This is a genomic window from Paenibacillus sp. J22R67 (genome assembly GCF_059692175.1).
Window position 1 is genome coordinate 246,912 of the sequence record NZ_JCAUAX010000009.1, and the last position, 12,958, is coordinate 259,869.

Here is a 12,958-nt window from a genome sequence, read left to right on the forward strand (position 1 = left end):
ACAAATAGATGATCTCATGAAAAGAAGGTGAAAACCCTAATGAAACAAACAAGTAAGCGATTATTTCAATATGCGACATTGTTTAAAAAACCTCTGCTGATCGCGCTGCTATGTTTATCTGTCGCTGTTGCGACGGAGCTGGCAGGTCCTTTCATCGCCAAGAAGATGATCGACACACACATTCTTGGCATTGAGAAGCCGTGGTTCCAGACCACGTCGGCAATAAAAACGGAAAACGCGGTTCCAATGGACGGCGTCCTCTATAAACGGAGCGATCATTACGCGGAAGGGGAGCCGAGGGGGCAAGAGGTTCGCATTCTGCAGGTAGGTACCCAGTTTGTGTGGGTGGACCAGCCGATCGCCTTTGACGGTGCCCGCAAGCTGACGGAGGATGGGAAGTTAACGATTACACAGGGAACGGAGCAAGCGGAGTATCCGGCAAAAAAGCTAAGCATTCAGGAACTCTACATGTTCTATGAACCTGAATTTATCAGTTTAATGAAGCTGGCTGGTATCTACTTCGTGCTCATTCTCATTGGCGCTGGTTTTACCTATGGTCAGCGGTATTTGCTGCAGTCCGCGGCGAATCGGATCATTCAGCGCATGCGGAGCGATGTATTTGCGCAAATTCAGCGGCTGCCTATCAATTATTTTGACAATCAGCCTGCTGGTAAAATTGTTTCACGGATTACGAACGATACGGAGTCTGTCAAAGACCTTTACGTTCAAGTGTTGGCGAACTTTTTTACAGGTACGATCTATATCGTAGGTATTATTGTAGCGCTGTTCATCCTTGATTATCGATTGGCCTTATTCACGCTGCCGGTGCTTCCTCTGCTCTACGTGTGGATTATTGTTTACCGCAAATATGCTTCTCACTATAATCATGAGATTCGTGAACGGATCGGTTCCATCAACGGAATGATCAATGAGGCGATTCAAGGGATGACAATTATTCAAGCTTTCCGCAGGCAAAAGGAAACGACACAAGAATTCGAGCAATTGAACGATGAATACACGCATTTTCAAAACAAGTTACTCAGCCTCAACTCGCTGACCTCCCATAACCTGATGAACGTTGTGCGGAATTTGTTCTTCTTCGGTCTCATTTGGTATGTCGGCGGCAGCTCCTTAAATTCGTTAATCACGGTTGGCGTTCTATACGCATTCGTTGATTACTTGAACCGCATGTTCCACCCTATGGTGGGGATTGTGAATCAGCTGCCCAACCTGGAACGAGCGATTGTCTCGGCTGATCGTGTATTTGAACTGCTGGATGAGCAGGGCATTCACGTAGCGACTGAGAAATCGGAGCGCTATCTGGGTAACGTGAAGTTTGAGCAGGTTCGTTTTGCTTACAAAGAAGGCGAAGATGTGCTGAAGGATATCACATTCGAGGCCAAACAAGGGCAAACCGTTGCGCTAGTCGGGCACACCGGCTCGGGCAAAAGCTCCATCTTGAATTTGCTGTTCCGCTTCTACGATGTGGATAAAGGCCGCATCACGGTCGACGGCCGCGATGTGCGCGAGATGCCCAAACAGCTGCTTAGGCAGCATATGGGCATCGTGCTGCAAGATCCGTTCCTGTTCACAGGGACGATCGCATCCAACGTATCGTTGGATGATCCGTCCATCACCCGGGAACGGGTCGAGGCCGCGCTGCGTGAGGTAGGCGCAGCGGCTATGTTTCAAAGCTTACCCCGCGGCATCGACGAGCCCGTGATCGAGAAGGGCAGCACGCTGTCGGCTGGGCAGCGGCAGCTGATCTCCTTCGCCCGGGCGCTGGCGTTCGACCCGGCGATCTTGATCCTCGATGAGGCGACGGCCTCCATCGACACCGAGACCGAGGCCGTCATTCAGGCGGCTCTCGAGGTGCTGTCGAAGGGGCGGACCACCTTCATCATTGCCCACAGGCTGTCGACGATTAAAAGCGCCGACCAAATTCTAGTGCTCGACCACGGTGAAATCGTCGAGCGCGGCAACCACGATGAGCTGATGGTGCTCGGTGGGCGGTACTTTCAGATGTACCAGCTGCAGCAGGGACATCCGGAGACGGCGGCCGCCAACGAGGACGAAGTGCGGAGCGGCTTGTAGGGCAGCCGGACCTCCCGCTCGACCGAGTCTTCGTTGTACTAAGTACAACGATAAAGCGCAGTACATGTTGCTATTCCGCTTTTCGTTGTACAAAGTGCAATCAACTGGGTGGAATAGCCCTCAATATGGCCGTTTCCCGGCTAAGACGTTGTACAAAGTACAACATACAGGGGTGCGGAGGTCTAGTTTCCGTGATAATGTTGCACATTGTACAACATAGAAAAAACCGTCAGGCATCAAGGTTGCCTACGGTTTTTTTGTGCAGCCTATGCTACAATAACAATAGATAATTTTCTTGCTGAAATGGAGGGTCTATATGCGTTCAGATACACTTCGATTACTAAACTTGCTTCAACTGCTGTCGGAAATCGCGATTGCTGTGGGGTATTTGCTGGGACTGATCCCATTCGTTTACCTTTGGTCTTACACGTGGGTGATCCCGCTCGTGTTTGTGAATTTAGTGTTTGCGATTCTCACCCATAATGGAACAACGACGAAGACAGTGATTAACATCATTATGGCTTTCTTGAGTTTCATCCCGGTTGCGGGGTATGTGTTCCGCATTGTCGGTATCGTGATTTCAGGTCTTAACATTGCTGCCTTGTCGAAAGAAAGAAGCAGACGTTAGTGAAACCAAAAGAAGCTCTCCCATCGGTCATTGGATGACTTGTGGGAGAGCTTCTTTTTCATTCCCCGCTAGTAGGCCAATCCAACGCGGCAACCAACGTACTCGTCCGAACACGCAGTGTTGTAAGTAAAAGCTGCCGTATCGCCCACGGTGATCGACTTGCCGTCCTCCGGCAGGAAATCGCGCGCCACGCGGTAGGTCCCGAGCGCCTCGCCGTCTGGCAAGTAGGTTGGGCAGACAACGGTCCACGCCAAGCTAGAAGCTTGCAGCAGCTCCCAAGCTTTGCGATGCTCCTCGGCAGCTCGCGTAGAGGAACGCCTCGTGTCTGGCGTCTCATAGCGCAGCAGGCTGGGGTGCTCTTTGCTTTGCAGGATGCCGGCTGTGCCGATGGTGACGACACGGCTTACACCTTGAGCTTTCATGGCTTCGATGAGAAGGGGCATAGACTCCGTCAGCACCGTACCGCCACCCGTATTAAGGCAGCTGATGACGACGTCTACGTTTTCCAAAGAACGATGAATGTCACCCGGATTGCAGGCGTCACCCTGCAGCAAGGTAAGCTGTTCGGAGAGTTTGTTGACCTTTTGCGAATTGCGTACGAGTGCAGTTACTTTATGATTATCTGCCAAAGCTCGCTCTAGAACGCGAGTTCCGACTCTTCCTGTTGCTCCCAATAGAAGAAAATGCATAGCTAGCCTCCATGTTTCAAACGTTGTGAATTCTATTATACGCTTCTTGCTTATCTTAGAGAAATGGACGTAGTACAAGCAACTCAGAGTGATTCATCTAATTATTTAAAGATAGGTTAGTAGAGGAGACAAACTCACACAAGCTAGCATAAGTTGAATGCATCCCCTTACAAAGGAGAATGCACATGGCAACTTTTTATGAGGCTTTAAGGCAAAATGGCAGGCTTTTCCCAACGCTGCAAATGCCGGGTGTTTTGGGTACTGGTGTTGGATATGCCGACCCGGATAAACCTGGAAGCGGTGCGGCGATTATCGTGTACACGCGTAAAGGTTCGGTTACGACAGAAATCGGCAAAAGCATCGCTAAGGTTGTCGGCACCAGCATTCCCGTCCGCTATATTGGTGGAGCTCCATTCAGACCTAATTCCGTAGCAGCCCCGAAGAAGATGAGACGAACTGTGAAAGCTCCAGTGAAGCGTTTCAGAGCCACGCAATTCCGTGGTAAACATCGTCCGGTTCCGGGCGGCGTTAGCATTGGCAGAGAGAATCGAGGGACAGGGACTTGCGGTCTAATCGTCATTCAGAATGGCCAACTATTGATGTTGAGCAATAACCATGTGCTTATTGAAGCGAACAGATTCGGTGCGAACATTGTTCAACCTGGGAACCTGGATGGAGGCGTAAATGTAACAGATCGTGTCGGCACGGCATTCCGTTTTGTTCCTTTTAATCTAACAGGGCCCAACTTTATGGATGCTGCCACTGCCATTCCTTTTAATAATAGTTTGCTCACACCAAGATATTTGGTCAGCAATACGGGGCAATTCGTGAACCCGCAAGGTCATCTGCTCAGCTACCGTGTGGGAGACCGCTTCTTTAAATCAGGACGCACCACGGGGTTTGTTATCGGTACTGTCGAGAGTATCGGTGCACAGATTAATATCGGCCCTTACCCCGAATTGGGAGGCGCAACGCTGCAGTTCCGTAATCAGACGATCCTTACGGCTCCTACGAATATCTCGCTGCCTGGCGACTCCGGGTCCGTATGGATGAGAGGACAATTTGCGGCAGCATTGAACTTTGCCGGCAGCGGCCCTCGTTCTATCTCCACACCGATTGCGAGTGTAATGAATACGTTTAATATTAGAGTAGCCGTATTAGCTGGAACAGGCACTTTCAAAAGTGGTACGGCCATTAACCCTGCGCCTAAAGGTAACTATGCTTATACCCGGCCTTTGACGGTGACACAACGAAAATTGGTACGTATTGTTCGTGCTATGCCGAAAAAATAGAGCATTAGAAGTTCGCCCCCGTTCATAGAATGGAGGGCGATTCTTTTTCCCATTTGACACCTGACTTGAACGAATGTAGCGAATCCAGCATAATAGGAGATAGTAGAAAAATAGGATTACGGCATAGAAGGGATTTTCCAAGCATGAGAATCAATAAGTTTATTAGCGAGACAGGCGTTTGCTCCAGACGGGAAGCGGACAAGTGGGTAGAAGCGAAGCGTGTTACGATCAACGGCGAGGTTGCCGGGCTCGGAAGTGTTGTAGGTCCTGGCGATGAAGTTCGGATTGATGGTAAAGCGATTGGCGAGAAGAAGGAACATGTCTATATTGCGCTTAATAAACCAGTAGGAATCACCAGTACGACGGAAGCTCATATTAGAGGCAACATTGTAGATTTTGTTGGGCATTCGGAACGTATTTTCCCGATCGGCAGGCTGGATAAAGATTCGGAAGGTCTCATTCTGTTAACGAATAACGGAGACATAGTGAACCAGATTTTGCGCGCAGAAAATAATCATGACAAAGAGTATATCGTGACTGTGAATCGGCCGATTACACCTATGTTTCTGAAGGGAATGGCTAGTGGAGTCCGGATTCTGGGCACGGTAACCAAGCCATGTGAGATTTATCCGGTTGGTGATCGTGTTTTTCGAATTATCCTGACGCAGGGGCTTAATCGGCAAATTCGCCGTATGTGCGAAGCGTTCGGTTATCGGGTGGTGCGTTTGCAGCGCGTTCGGATTATGCATATTCATCTGGGGAGCTTGAAGGTAGGGAAATGGCGCGATTTGACGCAAGGTGAAATGAAGGATCTCATGCTCACGTTGAGCAAGGAAAATGCCAAAACGGGCAACCAGCCGAATAACAGTTAAAGCAGCAGCACATGTTCATGCCTCCTTATGAGGGGGCTTGAGGATGTGTTTTTTATTTTTTATTTTTTTGTGGGTTTACAGCAACTTTTTCTTCGTTTCCAGCGTCAAGGTTTATTATGGTAATTTCACTTCCAAAAGGAGGAAGAGGACTTTGAAATTAGTCAAACAAGCAGGAACGTTAGTACTAGCTTCGAGTTTACTGCTCACGGCTGCTCCAGCTGTTTGGGCAAATGAGGTAAGTGTAGACAGCACGAGCATCTCAGTGCCTGCCTTTCCTGGCATCATCGATGGCAAGATGTTAGATGCCAAAATTACGAAAGAGCAAGCGCTGGAGCGGGCTAAAGCGTATATCACGCTGCCTGAAGGGTTCACATTTCAATCGATCAGCTTAAATGCTTACTATGGGATGAACGGCAGAAATATCCCTACGTGGAACATTAATTATGCGAAAAAGGTAAAGGATCAGAACTACGGTTACTTGAACGTATCGATTAATGGCCTGGACGGAACGCTAACGGCTTATTCGATGAATGACAGTGATCCCGACCATAAGCCAAGTTATCCGCCGAAGGTTGATTTCGTTGCTGCCAAAGATGTCGCTTCCGCCTTTATTGCTAAAGTGAATCCAGACAAGCAGAAAGAGCTGATTTACGACGACTCGGAAGAAAAAGCGTTCCGCACACCACTGAACGGGAATTACCAGTACAACATCCGGTTCGATCGTTCGGTTGACGGCGTTCCTTTTGCTGCGAATGGTATTTCGGTAAGTGTGAATGGGGATGGCCAAGTTACGAGCTATAATTACAACTGGACGGATGACGTTACTTTCCAACCGAATAGTGGGCCTGTTACGAAAGAGAAAGCGGCGCAATTGTTCCACGATAAGGCGGATATGTCGCTTCTCTATCAGATTCCATATGGTGCCAAAAGCAAGAAATTACCGATTATTTCTTATATGTTGGGAGCGTTTTCGCTTAATGCGGTAACCGGCGAATTGTGGAATCCAGTTCCACATCCGGAGGAGTCTAAGCCGTTAACGGACAAACCGCTGGCCGAAGGCCCGACCGCTGCTTTGAACCTAACTAAGGATGAAGCTGTGAAGAAAGTGAGCACGGTGTTCAATCTTTCTTCGGACTATAAGCTCCAAGAAGCCACCTACAATGAAGGGACGAACCCTGAAACGGGGGAAACGAACTCGAATTGGAACTTGAGCTGGAACACGGTTTCTGAGAAGGATCCTACAGGCAAGATCATGGGCAGTGGAGCTTGGGCAAGTGTCAACAGCAAAACCGGAGAAATCACTAATTTTAATAGCTATCTACCGTACAGCCCTGATAACAACAAGGATATCGAAGGCAAAATCTCCTTGGACGATGCTGTAGCCAAAAGCGTAGATTTCATGAAAAAGCAGATTCCATCTTACACCGATCAGTTGGTGCTCAATCAGCCATCCACAAAGGATTATCCAGAAGAGCAGCTGAAGCATATGCGGAATTGGGAAATTCGCTTCAATCGTGTCATTGACGGTGTTAGTGCAGGTGGTGAGGCTGTGACGATCAGCATCGACCGTGTAACTGGTCAAATCATGAACTACCAATTCGGACTCAGTGACATGCCGTATCCGAAGCAGAAACCAGAGATTCTAGCCCTCGATAAGGCGAAAGAACTGTGGCTTTCCCAGTTCGACATTAAATTAAACTATGTCCTCGAGAATGGCGGATACAATGGCGTATTGCCAATTGAAAAATACAAAGTTATGGTGGCTGCAGGAGAAATTCCTCCAACTGCACCTGCGACCAACGCGAATGAGAAATTAGAAGCCAAGCTCGTTTACACGCTCATTCCCAAATTCAGCCGGGAACCGTACTTGCTTGACGCGCAAACTGGAAAATGGAGAAACAGCCAAACAGGTGAAGTCATGACCTTGGATAAAGTGACAGTCAGCGACATCGACAATCACTGGGCTAAGAACGAACTTCAACTGATGCTGGACTATCAAGCATTGGATGTACAAGATGGCAAGGTCAATCCGGATCAACTGATTAAGCGGGGCGAGCTGGTCAAAATGCTTGTCATCGCTATGAATGGCGGGAACGGTGGCATTTATTACGGAGCTGAGCGCAAAGCCTCCTTTGCTGATGTAAGCAATGCTTCACCTTATTTTGCCTATGTCGAAAATGCGGTTGATCGTGGTCTGCTGGACGTTGGTGTTGATTTCAACCCAGAGGCTACACTGAGTCGCGAAGAGATGGCACAACTGATCGTTAAGGCACTTGGGTACAAGAGCTTGGCGAAATTCGATGGCGTGTTCAACAGCCAATTCTCGGATGCCGCTGAGGTTAAGCAGGTAGGTACCGCAGCGATTGTGGTAGGGCTTAACATTATGTCCCTCAACGATGGCAAATTTGCACCGCAGCAAGAAGTGTCTAGGGCTCAAGCGGCAAGCGCTTTTTACCGTTTCTTGCAGAAGCGGGCGGAGCTGCAGGATCAGCCACGTTACTACTATTAGGAAGTTCCCACTAGCGCGAGATTCGCATAGTTAGCAATGAAAAGAGGCTATCTTACAGGTCATAGACCCGCAAGATAGCCCCTTCTTCACGCGCTTATCCATGTACTAAAACATTGGAAATACATAGTGAACTAAGAAATATAGAACTCCGAAGATGATAATGATGTAAGCTGCATACTTAATGAAGGTGGAAGCTACTAAGCTGGAATCCGATTTCTTTTCCACATGACGCTCTTCAATGTCAATATTACGTGGCTGAGTCGACATCGTAATCACTCCTTAATAAGTATCTTGCTAGTTAATACCCGCCACATTTTGGAGTGAAACATCAGCATTCATAAAATGTTCCAATAATATTTTCTTACAGGCGCTCTTCAGTGTGCTACAATAATCTTTAAAATTTATTACGCATGTTGGAGAGAAAGGAAGTAAGAGAAAATGGTTGTTTCCGGAAAAGTAGGTTTGGAAGAAATTATTAGGGCCAATCATGTGCTCAGCAAGGTGATTGAACCATCGCCTCTGCAACGCAATGAGCTGCTCTCTAACTTGTATGAATGTAACGTTTATTTGAAACGTGAAGATATGCAGGTCGTTCGATCTTTTAAAATTCGCGGGGCGTACAATGTGATCCAAAGCTTGACGCAGGAAGAACGCGAAGCAGGAGTCGTGTGCGCAAGCGCCGGCAATCATGCTCAGGGCGTAGCTTACTCTTGCAAGCAGTTAGGGATTGAAGGGAAAATCTTCATGCCCACGACAACGCCAAGGCAAAAAATTTCGCAGGTGAAGTTATTTGGCGGATCTTTTGTAGAAGTGATTCTGACAGGGGATTCTTTCGACGATTCGTCCAATCACGCCAAGGCTTACTGCGCCAAAGAGAATAAGGTGTTTATTCACCCCTTTGATGATATTCGCACGATTGCGGGACAAGGCACTGTAGGTCTGGAGATCATGAATCAGATGTCCGATACGCCGGACTTTATCTTTGCGACCATCGGCGGCGGCGGTCTTGTAGCTGGTGTGGCGACTTATGTCGACAGCGTTTCTCCGCGTACTAAGATTATTGGCGTTGAACCTGAAGGTGCCGCCAGTATGCAGGAGTCGCTCAAGCAGGGTAAAGTCGTGACCCTCTCTACGATTGAGAAGTTTGTCGACGGCGCAGCTGTGAAGCAGGTAGGTGAGCTTACCTTTGAAATATGCAAAGAGAAGCTGGACGATATCGTTGTTATCCCTTCAGGCAAGGAATGTACGACGATTCTGGAGCTCTACAATAACAATGCCATCGTTATCGAGCCTGCAGGCGCTCTTCCGGTTGCGGCGCTTGATGCTTACCGGGATCAAATTCGCGGCAAGAACGTGGTTTGCATCATCAGCGGTGGTAATAATGACATAGACCGGATGCAGCAAATCAAAGAAAGATCGCTCGTGTATGAAGGCTTGAAGCACTACTTTATTCTCAATTTCCCTCAGCGCGCGGGCGCTTTGCGTGAGTTTTTGGAGGAAGTTCTTGGGCCGACGGACGATATTACCCGCTTTGAGTATACGAAAAAGAATAATCGGGATGATGCTCCAGCACTAGTCGGTATCGAATTGAAAAATAAAGATGATTATGAAGGTCTTATTGAGCGTTTGTCACGTAAGGACTATGGTTACATTGAAATTAATAAAGATCCGAAACTTTTTAATCTGCTAATTTAAGTAAAAATAGCCAGAGTAGAAACAGTTGTGATATAGTTAATTAGTCCTGCTTTTTGTTTTTTTACCTGAATATCGTAAAAGGCAAACTTGCCGAAAGGTAAGGACGCAAAGCTCCGGGTCTTAGGTTGCACCCGCAACGATGATGGCTGGGCTGCCGACAGGAGCAATTTACCGATACAGGTACGCCTACGGCTATTCCAAATGGAATAGCCTTTTTTGATGACTGGAATGGAGGTTCCCCCCCAATGAGAAGCCTTTTTTTAAAGTGGATCCAACAGACGCAAGCACAGGAACTCCGCAATTTGAGCATACTGGGTTTCTTTCTGCTGACGGCCAATCTACTTGCCGCTGCTTCTTTTACATTTACTCCGAAGATTATCGTGTTCGTTCTCATTCAAGCGCTCATTTGCTTCTTTTTTGCCATTTGTATCCGTCGCCTGCGGCTTAATGGAATCGAACAGGAGGAGAAGAGTAAGCAGTTAGCTTATCTAGCCTACCATGATACATTAACGGGATTACCGAATCGACGGCTGTTTGAGGACCGCTTGAAACGCGTGCTCGTTCATGCTCAGCGCTATGACCAGCTTGCAGCTGTTGTATTTCTCGACATGGACAAATTCAAGGAAGTCAATGATGTATTTGGCCATGCCTCTGGCGATCAGCTCATTCGTTTGGCTGCTGAGAGGTTGCTAGGTTGTCTGCGTGGATCGGATACGGTGTACCGGCAGGGCGGCGATGAGTTTATTATTTTGCTTGAATCTTTCACCAAACCTGAAGATGTTAGAGTAGTGGCTACACGTATTCAAAATGTGCTCGATGAACCCTTTATCCTGGATGGAAAAACCATTACGATAACCGCTAGTATGGGGATTGCGTTGTATCCATTAGATGGCACTCGGCCTGAACAGCTTCTTCAACGTGCAGATGAAGCGATGTACGAGGCCAAAAACCATGAGAATGCTAATCGCTTTAAATTCTATGCGTCGGACATTGATACAATGGTGAAGAGCAAAGCTCACATGGAGAACGAACTCCGTCTGGCTTTAGAGCAGGAACAGTTCGAATTACAGTATCAGCCGCAATATGAAATCGCAGGTCGTAAGCTCATCGGCACAGAGGTCAGCCTTTACTGGGAGAAGGGGAGCAAGCAGCTGCGTAAGCTCATGGATTGGCGGAAAGCTGCGGACGAACTGGGATTCATGGTGCCTATTGGCAAATGGGCGTTTCAAACCGCATGCAAGCAGATGAAAGCTTGGCAGGATGCCGGCCAAGAGCCTCTTAGAATGACGTTCGCGATTCAATCTTCACAGTTCAAAGATGATCATTTCATTGCCTATATAGCTGATGTGCTGCAAGAAATAGGGATTGATCCCAGTCTGGTCGAACTAGACCTTACGGAGAGCATTACATCTTCGAACGTGCAAGAAGCGAGCAAGAAGCTGACGATGTTGAAAAAGCTTGGCGTGCGCATTGCCATGGATGACTTGTGTACGGGGCTATTTACACGCAGCGGATTAGAGGGTATGCCGCTAGATAGTGTGAAACTGGACAGCACGCTGATCAGAGATCTTGTCGATGATGACGAGAATCAACAGCTTGCTGCTGCCATTGTCCGGATGGCTCACCGATTAGGGTTGAATTTAATCGCGAAAGGTGTCGAAACGGAAGAACAGTTCGAGTACCTGAAATTTCTGCAATGTACGGAGGTGCAAGGAAAACTGTTCAGCAGTCCGCTATCCCCTGCTCAATTCCTGACATTGATGACCGAAAAAAATTAAAAATAGGTCATCTAGATTTTATTGACCGGCGGTAGTATAATAAATAATTGGGGCTTAAAACCTATATTGTGGGGCTTTACAAAAAGACCATGTCAACTTGGTTAACATCACGAATTATGCTCATTTACTGTATGGATTGCTTTTCACTTAAGTTTCTAAGTGATACACTCGGTCTATGATCAGACATACATAGTTTAACTGAATTTGGTCAACCTAGAATGTGGGATTTAAGGTACAATTTTAAATTTATTTTGGGGGTAAAGATGATGAAAAAAGTATTCACAACAGCGTTAATGGCTGTCACTGTTTCCGCGGTTGCTTTGACAGGTTGCGGAGCCAAAAAAGAAGAAACAAAACCGGCCGCTTCCGCGTCTCCAGCTGCAAGTGCAGCGGCATCTGCAGCACCAAGCAATAACAGCGGTAAAGATATCAAAATCGGCATGGTAACAGACATTGGCGGCGTAAATGATAAATCCTTTAACCAAAGCGCATGGGAAGGTTTGCAACAACTGAAAAAGTCAACTGGCGCAAACGTTAAGAACTTGGAAAGTAAAAGCGATGCAGACTACACTCCTAACTTGAACCAATTCGTAAAAGACGGCTATAACCTGACATGGGGTATTGGTTTCTTGATGGGTGACGCGCTTAAAACGGTTGCGACTCAAAACCCAAATGCTAAACTTGCGATCATTGATAACGTTGTAGAAGCTCCAAACGTAGAGTCCGTAACATTCTCCGAGCAAGAAGGTGCTTACCTTGTAGGTGTGGTTGCAGGTCTTACGACAAAATCCAACAAAATCGGTTTCGTTGGCGGTATCGACATCCCGGTTATCAAACGCTTTGAAGCTGGTTTCGTAGCCGGCGTGAAAGCAGTTAATCCTAATGCTAAAATTCAAATCAACTATACAGGCGCATTCGATAAGCCTGACCTTGGTAAAGCAGCAGCAGCAACGATCTATAACGATGGCGCAGACATCATTTTCCACGCAGCTGGTTCCACAGGTAACGGTGTGTTCAACGAAGCAAAAGACCGTGCGAAAAACGGTAAAAAAGTTTGGGTTATCGGTGTAGATAAAGACCAATCCCTTGAGTTCGGCGATGAAGTGACACTTACTTCCATGTTGAAACGTGTTGACAATGCAGTTGCTCGTGTGTCCAAAGACGTTATCGACAACAAATTCCAAGGTGGTAAAGTCGTTACACTGGGTCTGAAAGATGACGGCGTAGGTCTTCCAGAGACTTCCAAGAAAAACGTAACTGCAGATATCTTGAAAAAAGTTGACGAGTACAAAGCAAAAATCATCAGCGGCGAAATCAAAGTCCCAGAAAAACCATAATAAGTGTATAATAGGCATAGCAGCTACGAACGATAGATGTACTTTTGTTCAAACAAGGCTAGTT

At 47.3% G+C, this 12,958-nt stretch carries 10 protein-coding genes and 1 riboswitch; of the genes, 8 read left to right on the forward strand and 2 right to left on the reverse strand.

Features of this window, described 5'->3' with window-relative positions; genetic code table 11:
- Positions 1 to 39 precede the first annotated feature (39 nt).
- Both AC58VC_RS28455 and AC58VC_RS28460 read left to right on the forward strand, forming a co-directional pair.
- Positions 40 to 2,094 carry an ABC transporter ATP-binding protein gene (locus AC58VC_RS28455; protein WP_497373702.1) on the forward strand — a complete coding sequence of 685 codons (2,055 nt, stop codon included), beginning with the start codon at positions 40 to 42 and terminating at the stop codon, positions 2,092 to 2,094.
- A 316-nt stretch (positions 2,095 to 2,410) separates the two neighbouring features.
- Entirely contained in the window at positions 2,411 to 2,722 is a 312-nt protein-coding gene (locus tag AC58VC_RS28460) for a hypothetical protein (RefSeq protein WP_497373704.1), read from the forward strand.
- Positions 2,723 to 2,790: 68 nt separating this feature from the next.
- Here the strand turns inward: AC58VC_RS28460 and AC58VC_RS28465 are convergent, their stop codons facing one another.
- Positions 2,791 to 3,411: an NAD(P)-dependent oxidoreductase gene (locus AC58VC_RS28465; RefSeq protein ID WP_497373706.1), complete on the reverse strand. Its 621-nt coding sequence runs from the start codon at positions 3,409 to 3,411 to the stop codon at positions 2,791 to 2,793.
- 185 nt (positions 3,412 to 3,596) lie between these two features.
- Here AC58VC_RS28465 and AC58VC_RS28470 point away from each other — a divergent pair, with 185 nt between their 5' ends.
- The 3 genes from AC58VC_RS28470 (at position 3,597) to AC58VC_RS28480 (ending at position 8,084) form a co-directional block, all read left to right on the forward strand.
- Positions 3,597 to 4,703, forward strand: coding sequence for a chymotrypsin family serine protease (locus AC58VC_RS28470; RefSeq protein ID WP_497373708.1), 1,107 nt, complete (start codon positions 3,597 to 3,599; stop codon positions 4,701 to 4,703).
- 143 nt (positions 4,704 to 4,846) lie between these two features.
- A complete protein-coding gene (gene rluF, locus AC58VC_RS28475) occupies positions 4,847 to 5,575 on the forward strand; it encodes a 23S rRNA pseudouridine(2604) synthase RluF (RefSeq protein ID WP_497373710.1) in 729 nt (242 codons plus the stop codon).
- A 151-nt stretch (positions 5,576 to 5,726) separates the two neighbouring features.
- Positions 5,727 to 8,084, forward strand: coding sequence for an S-layer homology domain-containing protein (locus AC58VC_RS28480; protein WP_497373712.1), 2,358 nt, complete (start codon positions 5,727 to 5,729; stop codon positions 8,082 to 8,084).
- A 105-nt stretch (positions 8,085 to 8,189) separates the two neighbouring features.
- Here AC58VC_RS28480 and AC58VC_RS28485 read toward each other — a convergent pair whose 3' ends face one another.
- Positions 8,190 to 8,351 (reverse strand): hypothetical protein, encoded by a 162-nt coding sequence (locus tag AC58VC_RS28485; protein ID WP_186456555.1) that lies wholly within the window; start codon positions 8,349 to 8,351, stop codon positions 8,190 to 8,192.
- Positions 8,352 to 8,522: 171 nt separating this feature from the next.
- Between AC58VC_RS28485 and ilvA the strand changes: the two genes are divergently transcribed.
- From ilvA to AC58VC_RS28500, 3 genes are all read left to right on the forward strand, one after another.
- Positions 8,523 to 9,779 (forward strand): threonine ammonia-lyase IlvA, encoded by a 1,257-nt coding sequence (ilvA, locus tag AC58VC_RS28490; protein ID WP_497373714.1) that lies wholly within the window; start codon positions 8,523 to 8,525, stop codon positions 9,777 to 9,779.
- A 70-nt stretch (positions 9,780 to 9,849) separates the two neighbouring features.
- Positions 9,850 to 9,938: riboswitch (cyclic di-GMP riboswitch) on the forward strand.
- Positions 9,939 to 10,024: 86 nt separating this feature from the next.
- The gene (locus tag AC58VC_RS28495; RefSeq protein WP_497373716.1) at positions 10,025 to 11,557 is read left to right on the forward strand and encodes a putative bifunctional diguanylate cyclase/phosphodiesterase; all 1,533 of its coding nucleotides are present in this window, start codon (positions 10,025 to 10,027) and stop codon (positions 11,555 to 11,557) included.
- Positions 11,558 to 11,823: 266 nt separating this feature from the next.
- Positions 11,824 to 12,894: a BMP family lipoprotein gene (locus AC58VC_RS28500; RefSeq protein ID WP_497373718.1), complete on the forward strand. Its 1,071-nt coding sequence runs from the start codon at positions 11,824 to 11,826 to the stop codon at positions 12,892 to 12,894.
- The last annotated feature ends 64 nt before the right edge of the window (positions 12,895 to 12,958 follow it).

Coding starts and splice junctions, on each gene's coding strand:
- AC58VC_RS28465 (WP_497373706.1), bottom strand. CDS start 3,411: ATGCATTTTCTTCTATTGGGAGCAACAGGAAGAGTCGGAACTCGCGTT.
- AC58VC_RS28485 (WP_186456555.1), bottom strand. CDS start 8,351: ATGTCGACTCAGCCACGTAATATTGACATTGAAGAGCGTCATGTGGAA.
- AC58VC_RS28500 (WP_497373718.1), top strand. CDS start 11,824: ATGAAAAAAGTATTCACAACAGCGTTAATGGCTGTCACTGTTTCCGCG.
- AC58VC_RS28460 (WP_497373704.1), top strand. CDS start 2,411: ATGCGTTCAGATACACTTCGATTACTAAACTTGCTTCAACTGCTGTCG.
- ilvA (WP_497373714.1), top strand. CDS start 8,523: ATGGTTGTTTCCGGAAAAGTAGGTTTGGAAGAAATTATTAGGGCCAAT.
- AC58VC_RS28495 (WP_497373716.1), top strand. CDS start 10,025: ATGAGAAGCCTTTTTTTAAAGTGGATCCAACAGACGCAAGCACAGGAA.
- AC58VC_RS28470 (WP_497373708.1), top strand. CDS start 3,597: ATGGCAACTTTTTATGAGGCTTTAAGGCAAAATGGCAGGCTTTTCCCA.
- rluF (WP_497373710.1), top strand. CDS start 4,847: ATGAGAATCAATAAGTTTATTAGCGAGACAGGCGTTTGCTCCAGACGG.
- AC58VC_RS28455 (WP_497373702.1), top strand. CDS start 40: ATGAAACAAACAAGTAAGCGATTATTTCAATATGCGACATTGTTTAAA.